22 protein-coding genes and 3 riboswitches are annotated in these 21543 nt (G+C 40.3%); of the genes, 6 read left to right on the top strand and 16 right to left on the bottom strand.

Going from position 1 to position 21543, the window contains the following annotated elements; genetic code table 11:
• The first annotated feature begins 116 nt into the window (after positions 1–116).
• Complete coding sequence (locus QR42_RS06370; RefSeq protein ID WP_024424662.1) at positions 117–311, top strand: alpha/beta-type small acid-soluble spore protein; 195 nt, start codon at positions 117–119, stop codon at positions 309–311.
• A gap of 39 nt (positions 312–350) precedes the next feature.
• Here QR42_RS06370 and QR42_RS06365 read toward each other — a convergent pair whose 3' ends face one another.
• The 4 genes from QR42_RS06365 to QR42_RS06350 form a co-directional block, all read right to left on the bottom strand.
• Entirely contained in the window at positions 351–1529 is a 1179-nt protein-coding gene (locus QR42_RS06365; RefSeq protein WP_039178047.1) for an anti-sigma factor domain-containing protein, read from the bottom strand.
• Positions 1526–2281 (bottom strand): RNA polymerase sigma factor SigI, encoded by a 756-nt coding sequence (gene sigI, locus QR42_RS06360; protein WP_039178045.1) that lies wholly within the window; start codon positions 2279–2281, stop codon positions 1526–1528. The genes QR42_RS06365 and sigI overlap by 4 nt, the downstream gene beginning before the upstream one ends.
• A gap of 215 nt (positions 2282–2496) precedes the next feature.
• Positions 2497–3288 (bottom strand): TerC family protein, encoded by a 792-nt coding sequence (locus QR42_RS06355; protein WP_039178043.1) that lies wholly within the window; start codon positions 3286–3288, stop codon positions 2497–2499.
• A gap of 31 nt (positions 3289–3319) precedes the next feature.
• A riboswitch (yybP-ykoY riboswitch) is annotated at positions 3320–3490 on the bottom strand.
• Positions 3491–3567: 77 nt separating this feature from the next.
• The gene (locus QR42_RS06350) at positions 3568–4182 is read right to left on the bottom strand and encodes a DedA family protein (RefSeq protein ID WP_039178042.1); all 615 of its coding nucleotides are present in this window, start codon (positions 4180–4182) and stop codon (positions 3568–3570) included.
• A 246-nt stretch (positions 4183–4428) separates the two neighbouring features.
• Here QR42_RS06350 and QR42_RS06345 point away from each other — a divergent pair, with 246 nt between their 5' ends.
• Positions 4429–6849 carry a bifunctional diguanylate cyclase/phosphodiesterase gene (locus QR42_RS06345; RefSeq protein ID WP_039178040.1) on the top strand — a complete coding sequence of 807 codons (2421 nt, stop codon included), beginning with the start codon at positions 4429–4431 and terminating at the stop codon, positions 6847–6849.
• A gap of 234 nt (positions 6850–7083) precedes the next feature.
• Here QR42_RS06345 and QR42_RS06340 read toward each other — a convergent pair whose 3' ends face one another.
• From QR42_RS06340 to QR42_RS19420, 3 genes are all read right to left on the bottom strand, one after another.
• Positions 7084–7548: a MarR family winged helix-turn-helix transcriptional regulator gene (locus QR42_RS06340; protein WP_095408317.1), complete on the bottom strand. Its 465-nt coding sequence runs from the start codon at positions 7546–7548 to the stop codon at positions 7084–7086.
• Between the two features lie 357 nt (positions 7549–7905).
• Entirely contained in the window at positions 7906–8070 is a 165-nt protein-coding gene (locus QR42_RS06335; protein WP_024426818.1) for a hypothetical protein, read from the bottom strand.
• Positions 8071–8108: 38 nt separating this feature from the next.
• Complete coding sequence (locus QR42_RS19420; protein WP_185847124.1) at positions 8109–8264, bottom strand: hypothetical protein; 156 nt, start codon at positions 8262–8264, stop codon at positions 8109–8111.
• A 192-nt stretch (positions 8265–8456) separates the two neighbouring features.
• Here QR42_RS19420 and QR42_RS06330 point away from each other — a divergent pair, with 192 nt between their 5' ends.
• A complete protein-coding gene (locus QR42_RS06330; RefSeq protein ID WP_024424656.1) occupies positions 8457–8786 on the top strand; it encodes a MerR family transcriptional regulator in 330 nt (109 codons plus the stop codon).
• Positions 8787–8914: 128 nt separating this feature from the next.
• On the opposite strand, the gene QR42_RS06325 is transcribed toward QR42_RS06330, so the two are convergent.
• Positions 8915–9286, bottom strand: coding sequence for a cupin domain-containing protein (locus QR42_RS06325; RefSeq protein WP_081258444.1), 372 nt, complete (start codon positions 9284–9286; stop codon positions 8915–8917).
• 209 nt (positions 9287–9495) lie between these two features.
• Here QR42_RS06325 and QR42_RS06320 point away from each other — a divergent pair, with 209 nt between their 5' ends.
• A complete protein-coding gene (locus QR42_RS06320; protein WP_039178036.1) occupies positions 9496–10359 on the top strand; it encodes a LysR family transcriptional regulator in 864 nt (287 codons plus the stop codon).
• Between the two features lie 64 nt (positions 10360–10423).
• Here QR42_RS06320 and QR42_RS06315 read toward each other — a convergent pair whose 3' ends face one another.
• The 8 genes from QR42_RS06315 to QR42_RS06285 form a co-directional block, all read right to left on the bottom strand.
• The gene (locus QR42_RS06315) at positions 10424–10822 is read right to left on the bottom strand and encodes a metal ABC transporter substrate-binding protein (RefSeq protein ID WP_039178034.1); all 399 of its coding nucleotides are present in this window, start codon (positions 10820–10822) and stop codon (positions 10424–10426) included.
• Positions 10823–11117: 295 nt separating this feature from the next.
• Positions 11118–12476, bottom strand: a complete 1359-nt coding sequence (gene mgtE, locus QR42_RS06310) for a magnesium transporter (protein ID WP_039178033.1) — start codon at positions 12474–12476, stop codon at positions 11118–11120.
• A gap of 208 nt (positions 12477–12684) precedes the next feature.
• Positions 12685–12849, bottom strand: a riboswitch (M-box (ykoK) riboswitch).
• 133 nt (positions 12850–12982) lie between these two features.
• Positions 12983–13123 (bottom strand): hypothetical protein, encoded by a 141-nt coding sequence (locus tag QR42_RS19415; RefSeq protein WP_180272400.1) that lies wholly within the window; start codon positions 13121–13123, stop codon positions 12983–12985.
• 76 nt (positions 13124–13199) lie between these two features.
• Positions 13200–13718: a PepSY domain-containing protein gene (locus QR42_RS06305; protein ID WP_039178030.1), complete on the bottom strand. Its 519-nt coding sequence runs from the start codon at positions 13716–13718 to the stop codon at positions 13200–13202.
• A gap of 93 nt (positions 13719–13811) precedes the next feature.
• Positions 13812–14501 carry a PepSY domain-containing protein gene (locus tag QR42_RS06300; RefSeq protein WP_039178029.1) on the bottom strand — a complete coding sequence of 230 codons (690 nt, stop codon included), beginning with the start codon at positions 14499–14501 and terminating at the stop codon, positions 13812–13814.
• A gap of 66 nt (positions 14502–14567) precedes the next feature.
• Entirely contained in the window at positions 14568–15917 is a 1350-nt protein-coding gene (locus QR42_RS06295) for an ATP-binding protein (protein ID WP_039178026.1), read from the bottom strand.
• Positions 15918–15920: 3 nt separating this feature from the next.
• Positions 15921–16607, bottom strand: a complete 687-nt coding sequence (locus tag QR42_RS06290) for a response regulator transcription factor (protein WP_039178024.1) — start codon at positions 16605–16607, stop codon at positions 15921–15923.
• A gap of 210 nt (positions 16608–16817) precedes the next feature.
• Positions 16818–17021, bottom strand: coding sequence for a helix-turn-helix transcriptional regulator (locus QR42_RS06285; RefSeq protein ID WP_039178022.1), 204 nt, complete (start codon positions 17019–17021; stop codon positions 16818–16820).
• A gap of 752 nt (positions 17022–17773) precedes the next feature.
• Between QR42_RS06285 and QR42_RS06275 the strand changes: the two genes are divergently transcribed.
• Together QR42_RS06275 and metE are read left to right on the top strand one after the other, a co-directional pair.
• The gene (locus QR42_RS06275; protein WP_039178019.1) at positions 17774–18733 is read left to right on the top strand and encodes a S8 family peptidase; all 960 of its coding nucleotides are present in this window, start codon (positions 17774–17776) and stop codon (positions 18731–18733) included.
• A gap of 112 nt (positions 18734–18845) precedes the next feature.
• Positions 18846–19037, top strand: a riboswitch (cobalamin riboswitch).
• Between the two features lie 150 nt (positions 19038–19187).
• Positions 19188–21476, top strand: coding sequence for a 5-methyltetrahydropteroyltriglutamate--homocysteine S-methyltransferase (metE, locus tag QR42_RS06270; RefSeq protein ID WP_039178018.1), 2289 nt, complete (start codon positions 19188–19190; stop codon positions 21474–21476).
• The last annotated feature ends 67 nt before the right edge of the window (positions 21477–21543 follow it).

Raw genomic sequence — 21543 nt, 5'->3', positions numbered from 1 at the left:
CCGAGGTGACTTCCATCACCTCGGCTTTTTTGTACAGCAATTGCCAGCATAATTGCACGCCGTTTTTTTCAAAATAAGAAGGCGCAACAAACATGAGGTGAAAGGAGGAATATGACATGGCAAATCGAAATCAACTTCTTGTTCCTGGAGTAGAACAAGCTTTAGATCAATTTAAATACGAGATCGCGCAAGAATTTGGCGTCACTCTCGGTTCAGATACAGTCTCACGTGCTAACGGTTCTGTTGGTGGTGAAATCACAAAAAGACTCGTTCAACAAGCTCAATCACAAATGGGCAATCAATCTAAATAAAGACATGGTGAAATACGCCGGAGCTATTCTGGCGTTTTTTTATTGTTCATATGTGTGCTCATGCCTGTTCTCGCGATAAGGAAACGGTGCACCTTTCCCTTTTTGCTTTGCATGTTCTCTTTTTTGTTCAGCGGAAGGATTGTTCAGATCCCTGCGGTTTTTTTTTGCGTGTTTTTCCGCATCACCACGTGATGGTCCGTTCCAGTGTCTTCTTTCATCACGATCAGTTGAGTGATTTTTTTTTTGCTCTTTATCGAAAGAAGGAACCTTTTCTTCCTTTATTTTGTTGTCTTTGCTTTCATCCTCAGGTTTTTGAGGCTTTTGAACAGATCCTTGCTCTTCCCTCTCTGCTTCCTTCTGCTCTTTGTCCTCAGCTTCTGGAGCCTCTTGATCTGGCTGCATCTCTTTGCTATCGTCTATTTTTACGTCTTCTTGTTTGTCTTTATCTGCTTGTTCTTCATCATGTTTCTTAGGATCTTCTTCCTTCACAGCATCGTTCTCTGCTGCGTCTTCATCCTTTTTGATATTTTCATGTTCTTTGTCTTGCATTTCTTGATTTCTAATATATGTTCCTGTTGAAATGCCTGCCTTTTGAGCTTTTTCCCTTGTTTCCAGGTCACTTTCCACAGCTTCCAGCTTATAATTGCGTTTTTGATATTCACCAGAAATGGTATTAATTTTGCTTTTTACGTTTGTTTTATATGTATTGTCCTGCTTGTTTTCATAAACGGTTGAAATATAAATACTTTTAGAGTCGTTCACATATCCTTTTTTGTCACAGTCATCTATAATTTCCTGCACGACTTTGGTCATGTCGTTTTTTTCTAAATCCTTCATACTCGCCAGTACTTGCTTCGCATCTTTATTCAGCGGTGTGACACCGATCACTTGATAATTGTGATCAAGCTTCAGCTCAAAGCTTGGGTTAATGTCAATTGTCATATACGCATATGCTTTTTGACTTGAGAAAGATGGCATCATAGTAAAAATTACGACAATAATCGCTGCTATTGATAGGATTCCTGCATTTAAAGGACGTAAACGAAGCAGGTCAAAAAAACCGGCTCTTTTTCTTTCAAGACGTGATTCATTTGGAAATGTCACTTCTTGGCCGATTTCATAGTTTTGCTCTTCATATTTTGTCCGCAGAAATTGTCCATCAGGGGTCAGCAGCGTGACATATTTTTTGTTTTTCTCTACTATAATGCCTCTTCTCATGAATTAAGCACCCCTTTAAGGTAATCTTTCAAATACACATAATCACCTGTCATAATGATCGCCATCGCAATGATATATTTTCTATTTCTCTCAATCGTTTTGCGGCTGACTTCCACTAGCTTTTCCAGCTGTTTGACCGGCAATTGTTTTTTCTGAAATAAAATCGTTCTCAGCTCATCGTGTTCAACGAGTGTATGGGCTACTTTAATGGCATTTTGCCTGGCATCTGCATGCTTTGGTGAATGCTCAAGCAGCTCTTGAAACGTGAGACCGTATACTTTCAGTCGTTCTTTAAAATGTTCAATCTCTTCTCTTCTATGTTCTTGTTCAATTAAACGCCTATATTCATTTGCAGAGAGCTCTGCTTCAATCATGCTTTGAGAGTATTCGCCATTCTCACTTTCTTGCAGGTCCATTTGAACCGTTGGCGCATTTCTTGCTTCTTTTCGAATATAGTCAATCACTTTTCTTTTAATAATTAATTCTGCGAAAGCAAGCAGTGAGTTTCCTTTTTCGGCAGAGTATTTTTCTATCGCTTCATTAAAGGCAATTAAGCCTATGCTGAATTCATCATCTTTTTCATCTATATATCGTTTACAAACGGATGAAACCGTCTTAGCGACAAATGGTTTGTATTGCTCTATTAATGCATTTTGCAGTTCGCTATCACCTTGTTGAATACTGATAGCCGACTGCTCTAATGTTTGCTTTTTCTTTCCTTTTTTAAACAAAAGGCTAAGCAATGGTTTCACCTCAGTTCTCCCTATATTACTCATTTATGATAGCTAATTTATGAGGGAAGCGCAAAGGAAGAAATGAGGAATTCATTTCCTGTTACTCAATTATGACATGTATGTCATCATCTACTTTACAATGTTTCGTCTAAAAGCAAAGAAATAAGGGGGTATCTCCCCCTTATTTGTAATATACGTGTTATGAAAATGAAATGATATTTCTTTCAAAAAACCTACTCTCCCAGGCGTGCCTCTTGTTTCTCCTCGTTTTCCTGCCCGCCTTTTCTTGATGGATTTGATAAAAACCAGCCAAATGCTGCAATTGCGAGAAGCACTGTCCAGAAAATCACTTTCCATAATGCTGAATGGATAAAATGAGACGATACGACCCCAATGGCTGGATGTGACAGTGTATAAAGCGTGAGCTTCACACCCACCCATCCGACAATGACAAATGCTGCTGTTTCTAGGCTCGGTCTTGTTTTGAGCAGTTTCACAAAGACCGTTGCTGCAAATCGCATAATGACAAGACCAATAATACCGCCCAAAAGAATGACAATAAATTGACCGCCATCGAGTCCACCGATTTGCGGAAGACTTGTTTTCGGCAGTGTCACAGCTAAAGCGACGGCCGCTAAAATGGAATCAACAGCAAAAGCAATGTCGGCAAGCTCTACTTTCACGACTGTTGCCCAGAAGCCGCTTTGTTTCATATTTGTTTCAGTTTCCTTTTTCTTAAATACGTGCGATTTTAAAATATGGTGAATGGAAATATAAAGAAGATAAATTGCGCCAATGGCTTGAACTTGCCATACATCCACTAAAAACGAAATAAGAAACAGAGAACCAAATCGCATGACAAACGCACCTGCAAGTCCGTAAAACAGTGCCTTTTTTCTTTGTTTTTCAGGAAGGTGTTTGACCATCACGGCCATGACCAGCGCGTTATCAGCTGCTAAAATCCCTTCTAATCCAATCAGTACGAGTAGAACCCACCCGTACTCTAAAATAATGGCTGCATCCATCATCATTCCTCCTTGTTTTTATCTATTGTCCCACAACAGACAAAGGCTTATGAATGCAAAAAAGACCTTTGCCTGTAATGGCAAAGGTCTTGCTAGACATGTGATATGTAGAATCATGCCAACAAAGCCGATGAACATCAGTCCATGTAATGACGACTTTGTTTCCGGTAAAAACCGGACGCTACTCCCCTTTGGCGGGATTTAGAATATTTAGATTACTTATATCTTAATCAATAGACACTGGATTGTCAACAGGTGAAATTCACTTCGATCCATTGATTAGGCAGTTGGCGTTTCTGTTTTTCTTTTTCTTCGTTTTAGCAATAAGTAGAGAACAAACAATAACACCACACCGATCCCAATTGGTAAAAGATATGGATCTAAGATGGCGCCAACCTCTTTCCAGTTCTCTCCGAGCATAAATCCAAGATACACATACACAAACGTAATTGGTGTAATTGCCAAAAACGTATACAGGCAAAAGACCCACACATTCATCTTGGCAATGCCACACGGGATGGAGATAAGTGTTCTGACCCCTGGTATGAACCGGCCGCTGAATGCGACGAATCCACCATGCTTTTCAAAGAAAGCATCCGATTTATCAAGCGACTCAGGTTTTATAAAAAAGTACTTTCCATATTTATTTAAAAAGGGTCTGCCGCCGTAACGTCCTAACCAGTACAAGGTCAAAGGACCTGCCACGCCGCCAATGGAGCCGGCCGCCACAACACCGATAAAAGCCATGTCCCCTTCTGAGACCCAGTAACCCGCAAGAGGCAAAACCACTTCAGCAGGTACAAATTCAATGCATAATGCGAGGAAGATGCCAAAGTATGACAAGTTCTTAAAGGCATCAGCTAAAGAAATAATAAAATCTTCGATGTTTATCAATCCCTTTCAAACATAATCATTTGACTGATCCTATCTCTTTTAGAATCACACCATATATTAAACGAATAAAACCAAAGAAACGATTCGCTTTTCGTCGTTTTTTTACATTAAATTTGATTTTACTATAAAAAAAGGGTGAAAAAAACGTTGATTATTGTATTTAAGTGAAGGAAAGGTGAACACAGAAGCCATTCGATCCGATATATTAAGTATATGTCTGTTTTAAAGTACTGGAGGTTTTCTTACATGACCCATTTAACAGGAAGCTACAACGGATGGCTTGTCTTTCTGTCAATCGCTGTCGCCGCTGTTGCCTCCTACTCAGCTCTTCATATAGCCAGCAGGGTAGCACAATCAAGCGGTGCAAAGAAAAAGGTATGGCTGCTCATTGGTGCAATGATCATGGGAATGGGGATATGGTCGATGCATTTTATTGGCATGATGGCATTTCAAATGCGTGTTGGCATCACATATGATACATACTTACTGATTTTATCGATTTTGGCCTCATTTATCGGATCCTTGATCGCTTTTTCAATATGCATTCAAAAGCAGCTCTCTAGAAGACGGCTGCTCATTAGTTCAATCACCATGGGTTCAGCTATTTGTAGCATGCATTATCTTGGAATGGAATCAATGGCCAATGTCTCAATCAGCTATGATCCAGTCCTCTTTTTTCTTTCGTTTTTCATTGCTGCCATTACCTCCTACTTCTCATTGAAACTCTTCTTTCGTGTTGACCGCACTAAAAGTAAACGGGAGAATTATCTTTTAAAGGGTCTTGGTTCAATGTTGATGGGCGGTGCTATAGCAGGTATGCATTATACTGGTATGGCTGCCTCTACCATGTTTTATCATTCAAATGGACAGGCCGATGCAGGTGGTTTTTTTGAAATGTCGCCATTTAGCCTGTCGCTTTTCATCGGATTGATGACACTGATTGTCCAAACGCTGATGATCTTTGGTGCCTATATTGATCACCGGATCATGACACAGTCAGATCAGCTGAAGGAAAATGAACAGCGGTTTCAATCGCTGATCAAGCATAATATAGACGGTATTATCGTGTTATCTGTCCATCGAAAGGTGCTTTCTGCAAATGACTCAGGTAAACAAATCTTAGAGTTGTGCAATTCTAAGATTGGTGATGATGTCAGCCAATATGTGATGCCTACTGAATTGTGGGAAGAATTTATTTCTCAGTCAAAAAAAGCCATTACACGCGAAGCAGAACTGAAAGCAGCAGATCGTTTTTATTATTATCATGTCACTTACATACCTGTCCATGTAAACAATTCACTCGACAGCATTTATCTTGTTTTAAAAGATTTAACGCAGCAGCGGATAGCAGAAAAAGAAATTCATGTGATGGCACATTATGATGCATTAACAGAGCTTCCTAACCGCCGCCACGGCATTAATCATTTAAATGATGTTCTCTCCGCTCAAGAAAAGTCAAAAACATCAACAGCGGTTCTGTTTCTTGACTTAAATCGTTTTAAAATTATTAATGATGCACTTGGGCATAACATCGGAGACTTACTGCTGAAAGCTGCCGCAAATAGACTGACGCAATGTTTACCGGACAATGGCTTTATCGCAAGACTTGGCGGCGATGAATTTTTAATGATCTTTCCTCACATGGATCATGATACATATAAAGTCGAACAATTTTCTAAAAATATCATCCATCAATTTGAACGTCCTTTTTTCATCCAGAACCATCAGCTCATTACATCCATCAGCATTGGAATCGCTATCTCTCCGCAAAATGGCAAAGACGGAATGGAGCTGATGAGAAAAGCCGATATGGCCATGTATTTATCCAAAAAACATAAGCAAAGCCGTTATGAGTTCTTTACCGAATCCATGGAAAGATTGAGTGAGGACAGGTTAAACCGGGAGCTGGAGCTGAGGGATGCCATTCAAAGAGAACAATTTGTCCTTCACTACCAGCCGCAAGTCAGTGCCAAAACAAGAAAGATGACTGGGGTTGAAGCCCTTTTAAGAATGAAGGCACCAGATGGTTCCTTAAAGTCACCTGAGGCTTTTATTGAGCTGGCAGAGGAATCAGGACTGATCATCGATATTGGCAGATGGGTCATTGATACGGCTGGCAAGCAGGCAAAAAGGTGGTATGACGATGGGCTAAAGATCCCTGTGGCTGTGAATTTATCTGCGAAACAATTCAATTCTGAAGACTTAATTGATTTGATCAAGCTGACACTGAAAAAATACGACCTGAAACCGTCCCTCTTGGAGCTTGAAGTCACAGAAAGTATGACAATGGACAATATCAAGCAATCAAAACAAGTGCTGACATCGCTAAAACAGCTTGGCGTCCGCATTAGTATTGATGATTTCGGTACAGGCCACAGCTCCTTAAGCTATTTAAAGGATTTACCTATTCATCGGCTGAAAATTGATAAATCCTTTATTGAGGATATTTTAAGTGATTCAAAGTCAGAACAGATTACAGGGGCTATTATAGCGATGGGACACCAATTATCTCTCGAAGTGATAGCAGAAGGTGTTGAAACATTTGCACAGGCCCAGCTATTATCTGCCCAGGGCTGTGACGACCTGCAAGGGTTCTATTATGCCAAGCCGCTGCCAGCAAGCGATATTGAAAAATTCATCGCCTATCCGGCGCATCTTGATACATAAAAAAGGTGCCAATCATGGCACCTTCCAGCGTGCAGACAAACCCTCGCATTCGGTGTCAGTCCTGCGTGCCGGTGCTCACGAATGCTCAATTCGCTCCGCTCCGGTACTCGTCCTTCCTAGACTTCAAAGGTTTTCTGTCACGCTGAGCCGAGAAGAAGACAAAGGGCTAAAATAAAGATCACTTTAGCCCTTTATCAACAATCGAAAAGGTGCCAATCATGGCACCTTTTCGTTTTATCTAAATAATAAATGCTGACTGTGAATACCTGCTTTTTTCAATAGACTAATCAATTGCTCTTGTTCTTCACGCGTCAGACCAGAGAATGCACGCGCAATCCGAAGAGAGTGGATCGGATAAATCTTGTCAAGATAACTTCGCCCTTTATCCGTTAAATGGGCATAAACCGAACGTTTATCCTTAGGGTCCTGTTCTCTTTCAATGAAACCATTTCGTTCTAATTTGTCAATTACGTACGTCACATTCCCGCTGACAAGCAGGAGTCTTGAGCCGATTTGCTGAAGCTTTTGAGCACCTCTCGTGTACAGTAATTCAAGTACGGCAAATTCAGTTGGATTAAACCCATGCTCTTTGCTGTCTCTAATACTGTGTTCTGAAACGCTTTTAAATGCTCTTGCAAAAACTTTGTAAAGCGTCATTGAGCGTTCTACTTCTTCTTCATTAAACGATAGTCTCATCACATATCTACCTCTTATAATATTTTTTTAACTTCAAGGCTGTCTTGCGGTGCAGTTGGAGCCTTTCGTAAAAAATAGAAGTACGTTTTTGAAAACCCTTTCAACCACATAAGTGACTCCATTCGTGTTATGTATAAGTTTTCGATATAAACTTTTAAAATCCTTCTTATTTTTCACAATCATCTCGAAAAAAAGCTTTTTCAGCAAACCATCAAGATGCGACACACTTTAACATAATCTGTAAAGAATCTATGGTTTCTTGCACTCCATTCGCCAAATTTCTACAAAATTCAATATTGCTATAATATTAAACACAAAAAAAGAACCCTTTATGTGACATACGCACATTTCAAGGGATTTTTACAAACAGCGCTCTGTTTTGTTGAAAAAGAAATGATACTCTTTTTTTAAGTCACTAATTGTCATGTTCTTGGCCGCATCAGGGCTGTAAACCCCTAATGAACATAGCTGCTTCGTATAATAATGTCTTTCTTTTGCTAAAGCTTCCTTTAATATACGCCGCACCGATTATCCCCTCCTATCAAGTGATTTGGATCGGGTGCTTATGAAGACCTCTTATACAAATCATTTTGTATGGCCCTTAGAAGCGCATGTGCATTCTGACCCGCAGCCTGCATGAATTGCTCGAGCAATTCATCCCTCTTCACATCTAATGCGATGATTTCTTTTGCCATACGAATGATCTGTGCTTGCTCCATTATATGCTCCTCCTCCTATGTCAACTCACCATGATTATATGCCGGCGTAAGATGTATTGCACATTATCTGTTATCTTTCCTTCCATAGTTTTTTCATTTTTTTCGTTTTTGTGTTATATTTTCTAACAAACGATAGGTTTTTTTACTTCTCGTTCTATATAATATGAAGAAAAGACTTGCAGGGGTGAGTATATGACGCAGGAAGATGTATCTTATAAAGATAAAAAAGTCATTTCAATCGGGATTGTCAGTGAGTTAACAGGGCTTTCCGTCAGGCAAATCCGATATTATGAGGAACGTAAACTCATTTACCCCCAGCGCTCAACAAGAGGCACACGGAAATATTCTTTTGCAGATGTTGAACGTTTAATGGACATCGCCAATAAACGGGAAGACGGTGTGCAGACAGCTGAAATTTTAAAAGACATGAAGAAAAAAGAACAAGCGCTAAAAAGCGGACAATTTAAGAAAAAAATGCTTGAAGGCCAGATTAATGCACACTTTCGGTATAAAAATCGTTAAACAAAAAAAGAATCGCTTATTCTTTAAAATCAAAGTTTTGTTCGTATTGATTGTTGCAATTGCTGAATGAAAAAGAGACAGCGATTGCTGCCTCTTTTTTAACTAACGCACCTGTTAAGTGCAACGAGTTAGTGTTCATCGATTCGCTCAGGAATCGAAACGGTTCGTTCATTGACCACATTCCCCGTGTTTAGCGTCGTTTTGGGTTCAATTAATAGCAAATGAACTTCTTCTTCAGCAATTGGCTGATGTTCAATTCCTTTAGGAATCACAATAAACTCCCCTTCATTAAGAGCTATTTCTTTATCCCTGAAACGGATGACCAGCTTCCCTTTACATACAAAAAACATTTCATCCTCTTCATCATGGTGATGCCAAATGAATTCACCTTTAACTTTTACCATCTTAATGTATGAATCGTTCAATTCTCCGCTTATTCTAGGATTCCAATAATCATTTATTTGCAAAAATTTCTCTTGGACATTCGTCTTTGAAATCAATAGATTCCCTCCTCATTCATTGGAAACGTTTGTTTTTCTTTTCCTAGATAAAATTCCCTACCTCACCATCCTCCTCATGATCAGATACCAAGGGACACAATTAGCATCAACCTCTTATATCTTTAAGTTTACTTATTCCATTGGATCACGTAAAATCAAAAAATAATGTATAGTTGATCACAATTTGTGATGCAAAAAGGAGAGTTATTTTGGATATTAAATCTTTGGAAGTGTTTAAAGCCGTTGCAATTGAACAAAGCATCACAAAAGCGGCACAGAAATTGAATTATGTGCAGTCCAATGTTACTGCACGAATCCAACGTCTTGAACAAGAATTAGGAGTTCCTCTTCTCTATCGATATCATAAGAAGATATCTTTAACACCTGCAGGACGCGAACTATTGCCCTATGTAAACAAATTACTCTACGATTTCGAAGAAGCGATAGAGGCAGTAAAGCTTTCCTCTACTCCGCGGGGAACTTTACACATTGGATCTATAGAGTCAACCGCTTCTACAAGATTGCCAAAAATTTTTGCCGAATATCATAAGAATTTTCCACAAGTAGAATTGAGTATGTATATGGCACCTACAGTAGATCAAGTTAATTCTATTCTCAACTACAAGGTAGACGGCGCATTGGTAGATGGGCCCATTCTTCATCCGGAAATTATGGAGTATCCTTTATTGGACGAATCCCTGGTCCTGATTACAAGCTACTCCTCGGAGCAATTCCAGGTAGAATCAATTTTACACGAACCATTGCTCTCGTCATTCGCTCATTGCATCTATTTAGGCCGTTGGCAGCAATGGCTAGAGAGCAGCGGTTATCCTCCTATGAAGGTAATGGAATATGGTACTTTAGAGGGCGTGCTTAAATGCGTTGAAAACGGTCTGGGAGTTACCGTATTACCAAAATCTATGGTTGAATCCCGGGTGCAAGGCGGCTTTACCTGTCATCCATTACCGGAGCCACATAGAATAGTACCCACTGTGTTTATAAGGCGCCGCGATTCTTACATGACCAGTGCCCTCTCACACTTTATGGAGTTAATGGGTATAACTGATTTGTGATAAAAAAAAGATAGGAGAGCTAATTTTTGTCAGCTCTTCTATCCTTTTAAATATACCTTGACTTTTATTTAGAGGATGCCTCAGACCCTTCAACAACCCCTACAAAGTCAATTCGCACACCGCCTCTTTCTGGATCTTCTTTCACCCGAAGGGCAAGTGCCTTTTTCTTCCCGGTTTTTGCATCTTCATAATTCGCATGGAACACATGAATGCTGGCTTCTTCTAATTGAAAATCCTCATAAGAAATTGTGTCTATGCCCCATTCTTTTTTCAATTTCAGAATGTCATTTGGGCTCGGGACCGCACCTTCGACGTAGACGTCTTCCATTTTTCTTTTATTTCCTTCAGTGATGGCTTCAAGCATATGCTCTGCAGCCACTAGCCTCCGGTCTTTCCCCTCGTCTTCCCTTTGACATGCATTCAGCAAAAGCAAACACATCACAATGAATAAAAACTTCTTCATGTTTCTCTCCCACCTTCTCCTTAAAATGTAAAGGATGGAAGCGCTATATGCAATCTTTATACAAAAAAAGACTGTAAAACGTCATGTTTTACAGTCTTAGATTGTGGACAAAGGATGGTTCTTTGTCTACCTTTCAGCGCGATCTGAAAACCTTTGAAGTCTAGGAAGGACGAGTACCGGAGCGGAGCGGAGCGAATTGAACATTCGTGAGCACCGGCACGCAAGGACTGACACCGAATGCAAGGGTTTGTCAGCGCGCTGAGACTGTAAAACGTCATGTTTTACAGTCTTCTTGCTACATAAGTGTATGGAGGAACGCTGTCGCAATTCCAAAATAGATGAGCAGTGATAAAATATCATTCAATGTTGTAATAAGCGGCCCAGATGCAATAGCAGGGTCGACGTTTAATCTGTGTAAAATAATAGGCACGATCGTACCTGCCATCGTTCCAATAATCAGTGTGGCAAGTAGTGAGGACCCGACAACAAAACCTAAAATCATATTGCCCTGCCACACCATTGCGACGACTGTAATAATGATGGAACAGACAATCCCAATGTAAATACTGGTCCGGAGCTCTCTAAAAATTAGGCGCATAATGGTTTTTTTCGTTAATTCTTCTTTTGAAAGTCCTCTAATGACGACCGCTAGCGACTGTGTCCCTGTATTCCCTGTCATCCCAGCAATCATTGGCATGAAGAAAGCTAAGGCGACGACTTGCTGAAGGGTATCTTCAAAGTAATTTAAAATACTGCCTGAAATCAGCCCAATGAATAAAAGTAAAATGAGCCACGGGAGACGGCGGTATGCTGCAACAAAAGCGGGCGTGTCGAATGTAATATCTTTACCGGAGGCTGCGAACTTCTCATAGTCTTCTCCTGCCTCTTGGATGACGACATCAATGATATCATCGACTGTGACGATTCCGACGAGGACATTGTTCTCTTCCACAACAGGAATGGCAAGAAAATCATACCGTTCAATCAGCTTGGCGATTTCTTCCTGATCCTGAAAGGCCCCAACGGCAATGACTCTTGTAAACATAAGATCCTGCACTTTTTCATCTGGTTCACCTAAAATGAGATCGCGGTACGACAGAACCCCTACAAGCTGCTTTTGATCGTTAATAACATATAAATAGTTGATCGATTCTGCAATTTCAGCAAAGCTTTTCAGCTTCACAACTGCGTCCTGAACCGTATAGTGCTGAGGAATCCATACGTACCGGTTGGTCATAATCCGGCCTGCTGTCTCAGCAGGATAATTCATGAGAAGCTGGACGGCCTTTGATTCCTCTGCCTCCATGTTTGATAAAAGCTGATCTTTCAGCTCATCATCCATTTCATCAAACAAGTTGGCTAGGTCATCGTTATCCATTTTGTTTGTGACGAAGGTGGCTTTGTCTTTCCCTACTTTTTCAAGCACAATTTCTTGGTACTCGCGCTCAAGCTCACCCATCATTTCCGTCACATCATCGACTGTTAAAAAGCTAAGGAAGCGGCCGCGGTGTTTTTCTGGAAGTTCTTTAAATAAATAGGCCATATCATATGGCTGAAGTTCTTCCATAATGTTTTTGAATTCTTTGCGTTTGCCATCTCTTAACAAAATAATGATTCTTAAAATGAGTTCATCGTACGTAATGTTCTGTATCATCGCTGTTACCTCCCCAAAATCAGGAGATACCCGAATCCCTTAGAATGTGCGGGGGTCAGGATCTCCTCTGTCTGATGCGTCAATCTGATCTTCTGACATACTCTCTATGTGTCTCGAATCGGGATGATCCATCCCCACACCTCCTTTTCTCATAAAAAAGCACCTTCAACCGAATGAAGGCGCTTTGTAAGCATGACAAAATAAACACTTGCTCCTTCAATCGTAGAGCTTTAGCACTGTATGGCATAGGATAAAATCCAGCTGCATTAAAAATCACCTTATGTCGATGATTTCTGTTGACCCATTGGCGTCTTTGGACATTTTTGGGCAGCAGCGTATCTCCATACAGGAGCCTCACCTAACGAAGTCTCATATTGTTAACACACTGAGATTACAGAAAAAGCGGAATGATGTCAATAAGCAAGATGCCAAGTATTCTTATGTATTCGCTTACTTTTTAAAAAAAGAGCGATGGACAGCTCTTGCCATCGCCCTTTCCTGTCTTTTTATTCCTCTTCCGGCTGATTCATATCCTCTTGGGAGAGGAGATGAAAGGAATCATGCAAAAACAAAGCATATCCTTCTCCATCAGGATGCGGAACGTATTCCGCATAATCCATTGTCTGCTCTTCTTCTTTTTTCTTCATATTCTCTCGCCTCCTTTCCCGTAGTTTGTCCCAATGAAAAAACCTTACACATGAAAGTGTAAGGTTTGGTGATGGCTTAATCATCCCATTCTTGCTTCAGGATTTTGCCCGTTTTAGCGGAAATCTCAAAATCAACTTCTTCGCCGCTAGGTGTTGTGATTTCAACTTCATAGATGTACACACCATTTTCTTTATCTAGATCAGAATCGGTGACTGTGCCTTTTACTTTTGCAAGAGCAATTTTTTCAGCTTGTTTTTTCGTGATCTTCACATTCTGTTTCTTTTCTTTGACTGGATCATTCAGCGCTTTTCCAGTTTTTGCATCGACATATACTTTATATTCAAAGCCGCCTTTTTTAATCTCGACCTCATACACCCATTTTCCTTTTTTACGCTCAAGATCCACATCGTCTACATAGCCTTTCACCACTTTTAAGGCTGCTTTTTCAGCTTGTTTCTTTGAAACAAAAGACGATTTCTTTTGCACGACTTGCTCGGCGTTTGCTGTTTGATTTGTATTTTGCGCTTGAAGTGTGAAACCACCTGCGACAAGAGTTCCCGTTAATGCAGTAGCTACTAGTACTTTTTTCATCATGTTCATTTCCTCCTCTTTTTGATTTCTTCTATATCTTAAGAAAACAAGATGATAAAGGAAGGAAAGAAACATGAGAATATCATGAGAAAAGGATTAGTTTTCGTACGTAATGCCCTCAATGTCTCCTGTATAGGCGTTCACAAGCACCTCTGCCTCTCTGCCGTCAGGCAAATCCAGCTCCACCTCAAAAACGAGCATACCGCTGAATGTTTCAAGATCGGCATCATCCACTGTTCCGCCAACTTCTTTGACGGCAATTTGGATGGCTTCCTCGACAGTGATTTTTGTGAGCTTCTTTTCTTTAGAGGTTGGTTTTTTCTTTTCTGCTTCAAGCACCTTGAATGACTGTTTGTCGACCTCGACTTGATACAATTCTTTTTTTGATTGGATGGTAAAAATAAAACGATCTGTCGTCTCTTTTTTTTGAATGACGGTTCCGCTCACCTTTTTAACAGCCGCCTCTTCTGCCTGGAGCTCAGCATTTTTTTCATTCGGCTTCTGATAGCTTTTTAACTGTCTAATTTCTTTCATTTGACCGCTTGAAGAAGATGCAATGATTTGGTAGATGCCATTTGCATTTTCCAGCGTCAATGTATAGTCCTGTTTATGGTTGATTAGATCAATATGTGTAATGTTTCCATTGTAGTCTTTTGAGATCATTTTTTTCATTTCTGCTTCACTTAATATTTTATGATCAATGGTTTGGATCATGAGCATTGCAAAGGCCGCAAGAATTGCAAGACATCCTGCGAGCGCAAGCACCATTTTCGTTTTTCTAGACATGCAGCGCCTCCTTCCTATTTCCTATTTTATAAGGAGGAAATGAGAAATTGATGAGAAAAGACCCATTCATTTCTGAAAAAGAATGGTCATGGCTGTCCCTTCGCCGATACGGCTGTCTACCTTCAGCTCGGCCCCATGTTCTTCTGCAATTTGCTTCGCAATTGAAAGACCAAGACCGGTTCCGCCCGTCTCGCTGTTTCTCGCTTCATCCACACGGAAAAAGCGGTCAAAGATTTTCGGCAGATCCTCTTCTTTTATACCGATTCCTTGATCAATCACTGAAATAAACGGCTTGTCTCCTGCCCATCCGCAGGTCACATCAACTGGCTCTCTACTATATTTGACCGCATTATCAATTAAGATGGTCAAAAGCTGTTTGATTTTCTCTTCGTCTCCTTCTGCGATCAGCGGCTGATCTGTCTGCACATGGAATTGGATCGTTCGATTGGTGGCCACTTCAAGTGTATGACATAGCTGCTTGCACAAATGACCAAGATCAACCGGCTTCATATCCAAGTATAACGGCTGACCGTTTTTCGCCAATGTCAGTAATTGATCTGTCAGTCTTTTCATTTTTTTCGCTTCATCATGAATCGCTTGGGAAGATTCTTCTACAACCTCTGGACGTGTTTGCCCCCAGCGTTTTAGTAAATTGCTGTAGCTCATAATGACGGTAATAGGAGTCTTTAATTCATGAGAGGCATCATGCAAAAATTGCTGTTCTTTTTCATAATGCTTCTCGAGAATCTCGGACATTTCATTAAAGGTTTGTCCCATTTGATATAGTTCATCCTTTGAATCGCCTGTTAATTCAATTCGTTTAAACGCCTTCTCTTTCATACTTGCCTTCATGGTACTCGTTATTCTGCTAATCGGCCGGACAATTTGCTTTGTTAACACGTGGCCAGCAAAATAGGAAAGCACAATAAACAAAACGCCGGTTGTGATTAAAATCATTTTTAATAACGCTAAGTTCTCTTCCGTATTTTCGATTTCTTCATATACTTGAAGCGACATAATCTCACCATTTGTCCAAATGACCGGAATAGCAGCGAACGCAACCATATGCTTATTGTATTCTTTGATTTCAGCCGTCTGGCCAGATTCGTATGTAAAAGGCAGTGAGCTAAACGTTGATTCCTTTGTGACAGTCAGTTTTGACTCTCCCGATTCTGTCACGACACGGATCATGCCATTTTGAGGCAGGTACGCCTTCAGCAGCTCCGAGGACGGAAGACCCTCTTCCTCTGATTTTTTTAAAGCAATGGCAATATTTTCAGCCACCTCAGACAAACGGGACATATCTTTTTGCGTCAAGGTCATCGAAAAAATAAAATAAATGGCTGTATGAAACAAGAGCACCATTAAAAACAAAGACAACGACGTATAAAGCTGAATCTTATTTTTTAATCTCATTCTTTATCCTTTCATCACATAACCCACACCTCTCACTGTGTGAATCAGCTGTTTTTCGAATGGGTAATCGATTTTTTTCCTTAAATAACGGATATAGACATCAACCACGTTTGTATCACCAAAATAATCAAAACCCCAAACCGCTGTTAAAAGCTGATCTCTTGTGAGCACTTGCTGCTGATGGTTCAGTAAGTGGACAAGCAGATCATATTCTCTCGGCGTGAGTTCAAGCATTTGCCCAGCCCTTTGTATTTCTCTTGTTTTCTCGTTGACCGTTAAATCTGCTATGCTCAGCTCTGTCTCCTTTTCTTCTTGTGCATGTATATTCAGTCTTAGCTGCGCGCGAATTCGTGCTAATAATTCTTCTATGTCAAAAGGTTTTGTTATATAATCATTCGCCCCAAGATCGAGCCCGCTTACCTTGTCAGGGACACTCCCCCTTGCTGTAATCAAAATAATAGGTGTCGCTGTATTTGTCTTTCGAACCCTTCTCAGCACTTCAAGACCACTTAACTCTGGAAGCATGACGTCAAGCAGCACCAAATCGAAGCTGTCTTCTTCAAGAGCCTGAAGGCCGGCCATTCCTGTCTCTTTGACTGTCACCTCATATCCTTCATATTCAAGTTCAAGTGACAGCACCCTTGCGATTTTCTTTTCATCTTCGACTACGAGTATCTTCCCTTTGTTCATCTCTATCTCTCCTATCTGAAAGGCAAGCTTGTCTTTCCATTATTATATGTTGCCTTTCTCATTTGGAACAGTCACAATCTTCACATCTATTTTTTCATAAAAGAAGAAATATATTGAATGAAGTTGTTTTTTAACACAGTAACCGCACATCAATTGAAAGGAAAATAAAACGGCTAACCACTCAAAAAAAGACCTCATCTTGAGGCCTGTTTACTTTTTTATAGGTCTGCTGACAAAGAGCTGATCTACTGAAGTTCCTAAAACAAAAGCTATGTCAAAAGCTAATTGCAAAGTGGGGTCATATTTATCATTTTCGATCGCATTAATGGTTTGTCTCGACACCTTACAAAGTTTAGCTAATTCTTCTTGAGACAATTTATTAGATTTTCTTAGCTCTCTAATATGATTCTGCATTTAATCACCATATTTTTTTCTGTAAATGAGGAATGTGAATACATATATTATTGAAACCACAGACAGGAACGCGATAGGTGAAATCCCAATCCCCTGATTTGAGTTCCCTTGAATCGTTAGAAAAATATTTTGTGCGACTTCTAATAAAAGCATACCGAAAACCACAATAAACGCATAAGATTGAGCTTTCGAGTAAATAAATCTCTTTCGTTCATCACCCTTTTGAATCATCGAAGTGATCAAAATGAACAATCCGATCAATAATATTATAACTGAATAGACAACCTTTACGTAATCCAATCTTTAGTCCCCTTTCAAATAAAATGTCAAATATTCTTTACATTTATAATCATAGCATTAGTCCCTTAAATGTCAAATACTTTTTACATTTCTTATTCTTTATAAAATTATCATTGAAAAGCAATATTCTGCTCTCATGGTTTATCTATTTTCTTCTCTTCTTTCATCTATTGATTCTTTTTCAATCTGCCTATTTTAGTTCTATTCACCCATTTTCATCTGTACAGGTGCAACCTCACTATGCAGCATTTCCTTCTTTTTCATATGATATCAAGAGTTTTCTTCAAAAGGTGAGCTCTTTCGTCAATAAGTGAGGAGAACTGCACTTTTGATAATAGATTGATTATTTGAAAAATTATTACAATTGACCCTTTCCGATCAAAAGTTTCTTTTATACAATAACATTATGCAGCCTGAATCTACTTTGAAAACAAAATAAGGAGGGCTTTCTTATGAAAGGTGAAATTCGCTTAATTCCGTATGAAGTAAAAGCCAATGTGATGGAAGCGAAAGAGACGCCGGAAAGTATTCAGGAGATTAAAGCACCCGAACTTTGGTCAAGTGGCTTCAAAGGAAAAGGCATAACCATTGCTGTCCTTGATACAGGCTGTGACACAGAGCATCCCGACTTAAAAGATCAGATTATCGGAGGAAAGAACTTTACCGATGATGACGATGGAGATGCTGAAAATGTCAAAGACTACAATGGGCATGGTACCCATGTAGCAGGAACGATTGCCGCAACAGATCAAAATGGCGGAATTTTAGGGGTTGCCCCTGAAGCCAAGCTGCTCATCGTGAAAGTTCTTGGCGGTGAAAATGGCAGCGGAAAATATGAATGGATCATTGATGGCATCAACTATGCTGCAGAGCAGAAGGTTGATATTATCTCCATGTCTCTCGGTGGTCCAAGCAATGAGCCAGCCCTGCAGGAAGCCATTCAAAATGCGGTGAAAAGCGGTGTGCTTGTTGTTTGCGCAGCAGGAAATGAAGGGGACGGGGACGAGCGTACGGAAGAGTTCTCCTACCCAGCAGCATACAATGAGGTCATTGCCGTCGGTTCTGTTTCCCTTGCTAGAGAATCCTCTGAATTTTCTAATGCCAATAAAGAAATCGACCTCGTTGCTCCAGGAGAAGACATTTTATCCACTCTCCCTAACCATAAATATGGCAGGCTCACAGGGACTTCAATGGCTGCCCCTCACGTAAGCGGTGCACTAGCCATTATTAAAAATGCCGAAGAAGAAGCGTTCCAGCGCAAGCTGACAGAGCCTGAGATCTATGCTCAGCTTGTCAGAAGAACCCTTCCATTAAAACAGTCGAAAGCCCTTGTAGGGAATGGATTTTTATATTTAACTGCGCCTGATGTCCTTTTAGAAAAAACATTGGAAGCAGATCTTTTATCTCTATAGCTTAAATAGAGATCCTGAGAAAAGTAAGAATTTTCTCAGGATTTTTTTAATTAAAATTATTCAAAATTTACTTTGACGAAATGAAGTGAACGTTATATAATCGAACACAATAAATTCATAGTTTGAGAGTCGGTAATTCGATTACACGTCGAATTTTAATTGGGAAGACCGGTGAAAATCCGGCGCGGTCCCGCCACTGTGAGTGAGGAGAGCTTTTCTCAGTAATCCACTGTCATTAGGATGGGAAGGATGAAAAGCTTGCAGATTCACCAGCCAGGATACCAGCCGCTCTATCACATCAAACCCCCTACGGTTGATAGGAGATGTCGGAAAAGCGTCGGTGATACTCACGCCTTATTTCGCACACACATTTTGTCTTTTAAACCAGACATTTACCTCATCAATCTTGATCATGAGCGTAAATGTCTTTTTATATTTAGAGGAGGAATTGGAATTGACAATTGTTAAAACAAGTAATCTAGGCTTTCCGCGAATTGGTTTAAACAGAGAATGGAAAAAAGCACTTGAGTCTTACTGGAAAGGTCAAACAGACCGCGAAACCCTCTTAGGCACACTGGATGAACAATTTTTAACTGCCATTAAAACACAAATCGATCAACAAATTGATGTTGTACCTTCTGGAGACTTTACCTTCTATGATCACGTACTGGATACTGCTGTTATGTTCAATTGGATTCCAGAGCGCTTCCGCAGCTTAAAAGACCCGCTAGATACATACTTCGCGATGGCAAGAGGGACAAAAGATGCCGTCTCAAGTGAAATGACAAAATGGTTTAATACAAACTATCACTACATCGTTCCAGAATACGAAAAAAGCACAGAATTTAAACTCACACACAACAAACCGCTTGAAGCTTACGAAAAGGTGAAAAAGGCATTTGGTGTTGAAACAAAACCGGTTGTACTTGGTCTTTATACATTTGTCTCACTTTCTAAAGGTTATGAAGCAAATGAAGTGAAAGAAATCCAGCAGCGTCTAGTGCCGCTTTATACGCAGCTTTTAAAAGAACTTGAAGAAGCCGGCGTCAAATGGGTTCAAATTGATGAACCTGCACTTGTCACAGCTTCAAGTGAAGACGTAAAATCCGTAAAAGAAATTTATCAAACGATCAAAGAAGCCGTACCTGGCTTGAACATTCTTCTTCAAACCTACTTTGATTCAGTAGATGCGTATGAAGAGCTTGTCACATATCCTGTTGAAGCAATCGGTCTTGATTTTGTCCATGATCAAGGGCGCAACCTGGATCAAGTGAAAAAGCACGGCTTCCCGAAAGATAAAATTTTAGCAGCTGGCATCATTGATGGAAGAAATATTTGGAGATCAGATCTTGGGGAAAGATTATCCTTTATTTCTGAAGTCATTGCTGAGGCTCAGCCGAAAGAAGTGTGGCTGCAGCCATCAAGCAGCTTACTGCATGTACCAGTTGCCAAGCACCCAAGTGAACAGCTTGAAGAAAAACTATTAAACGGACTATCTTATGCCACTGAAAAGCTGGCTGAATTGACATTATTAAAAGAAGGTTTAACAAAAGGAGCAGCTGCCATTGATGCCGACATTAACGAAGCAGCACAAGCACTTCTTACCTTAAAAGAGTTCGCAAAAGGAACAAATGCGGATCTCACAGCGGAACGCAACAATCTTTCATCGAAAGATTTTAAACGTCCAGTTGCCTTTGAAGAACGCCTGCGTATCCAAAACGAATCTCTTGAGCTCCCGCTTCTTCCAACCACAACAATTGGCAGCTTCCCGCAGTCTGCCGAAGTACGCAGTGCTCGTCAAAAGTGGCGCAAAAATGAGTGGACAGATGCAGAGTATGATGAATTTATTAAGAAAGAAACAAAACGATGGATTGATATTCAAGAAGAAATTGGCCTGGATGTGCTCGTACATGGAGAATTTGAACGGACAGACATGGTTGAATACTTCGGTGAAAAGCTAGCCGGATTTGCCTTTACAAAATTTGCTTGGGTACAATCCTATGGATCACGCTGCGTGAAGCCGCCAATCATTTATGGAGATGTAGAGTTTACAGAGCCAATGACAGTGAAAGAGACAGTTTACGCACAAAGTTTAACAGAGAAAAAAGTTAAAGGAATGCTGACAGGACCTGTTACCATCTTAAACTGGTCTTTCCCAAGAACGGATATCTCTCGAAAAGACATTGCTTTCCAAATCGCTTTCGCTTTGCGTAAAGAGGTAGAAGCTTTAGAGGCAGCTGGTATTCAAGTGATCCAAGTGGATGAGCCTGCGCTAAGAGAAGGACTTCCGCTCAAAGAAAGTGATTGGGCAGAATATTTAAACTGGGCAGCAGAGTCATTCCGTTTATCCACATCATCCGTTCAAAATGACACACAAATTCATACACATATGTGCTACAGTAACTTCGAGGATATTGTCGATACGATCGAAGACTTGGATGCTGACGTGATTACAATTGAACATTCACGCAGTCATGGCGGATTCCTCGATTACTTAGAAAAGCACCCGTATTTGAAAGGACTTGGACTAGGCGTTTATGACATCCATAGCCCGCGCGTTCCATCTGTTGAAGAAATGAGCGAAATCATTGATGATGCGCTGAACGTTTGTCCAACAGATCGCTTCTGGGTGAATCCGGATTGCGGTCTAAAAACTAGACAAGAGCCTGAAACCATTGCTGCTTTGAAAAACATGGTCACAGCTGCTCAAGTCGCTCGTAAAAAGCTTGCGCAGCACGCATAATTGAATACCTCTCCCCTGCTGAACGTGGCAGGGGTTTTTTATGTGCAAATTGGCCTGTTCGATCTTC

The sequence above is a fragment of the Bacillus sp. WP8 genome, from assembly GCF_000800825.1.
GTDB classification, from domain to species: Bacteria; Bacillota; Bacilli; order Bacillales; family Bacillaceae; genus Bacillus; species Bacillus safensis.
This window is presented reverse-complemented; position numbering and strand designations above follow the sequence as displayed.

Excerpts from the sequence above, each read along its gene's own strand:
- QR42_RS06370 (WP_024424662.1), top strand. The coding sequence starts at position 117 with ATGGCAAATCGAAATCAACTTCTTGTTCCTGGAGTAGAACAAGCTTTA.
- QR42_RS06365 (WP_039178047.1), bottom strand. The coding sequence starts at position 1,529 with ATGAGAAGAGGCATTATAGTAGAGAAAAACAAAAAATATGTCACGCTG.
- QR42_RS06355 (WP_039178043.1), bottom strand. The coding sequence starts at position 3,288 with ATGGATGCAGCCATTATTTTAGAGTACGGGTGGGTTCTACTCGTACTG.
- QR42_RS06345 (WP_039178040.1), top strand. The coding sequence starts at position 4,429 with ATGACCCATTTAACAGGAAGCTACAACGGATGGCTTGTCTTTCTGTCA.
- QR42_RS19420 (WP_185847124.1), bottom strand. The coding sequence starts at position 8,264 with ATGGAGCAAGCACAGATCATTCGTATGGCAAAAGAAATCATCGCATTA.
- QR42_RS06330 (WP_024424656.1), top strand. The coding sequence starts at position 8,457 with ATGACGCAGGAAGATGTATCTTATAAAGATAAAAAAGTCATTTCAATC.
- QR42_RS06315 (WP_039178034.1), bottom strand. The coding sequence starts at position 10,822 with ATGAAGAAGTTTTTATTCATTGTGATGTGTTTGCTTTTGCTGAATGCA.
- mgtE (WP_039178033.1), bottom strand. The coding sequence starts at position 12,476 with ATGATACAGAACATTACGTACGATGAACTCATTTTAAGAATCATTATT.
- QR42_RS19415 (WP_180272400.1), bottom strand. The coding sequence starts at position 13,123 with ATGAAGAAAAAAGAAGAAGAGCAGACAATGGATTATGCGGAATACGTT.
- QR42_RS06305 (WP_039178030.1), bottom strand. The coding sequence starts at position 13,718 with ATGATGAAAAAAGTACTAGTAGCTACTGCATTAACGGGAACTCTTGTC.
- QR42_RS06300 (WP_039178029.1), bottom strand. The coding sequence starts at position 14,501 with ATGTCTAGAAAAACGAAAATGGTGCTTGCGCTCGCAGGATGTCTTGCA.
- QR42_RS06295 (WP_039178026.1), bottom strand. The coding sequence starts at position 15,917 with ATGAGATTAAAAAATAAGATTCAGCTTTATACGTCGTTGTCTTTGTTT.
- QR42_RS06290 (WP_039178024.1), bottom strand. The coding sequence starts at position 16,607 with ATGAACAAAGGGAAGATACTCGTAGTCGAAGATGAAAAGAAAATCGCA.
- QR42_RS06285 (WP_039178022.1), bottom strand. The coding sequence starts at position 17,021 with ATGCAGAATCATATTAGAGAGCTAAGAAAATCTAATAAATTGTCTCAA.
- QR42_RS06275 (WP_039178019.1), top strand. The coding sequence starts at position 17,774 with ATGAAAGGTGAAATTCGCTTAATTCCGTATGAAGTAAAAGCCAATGTG.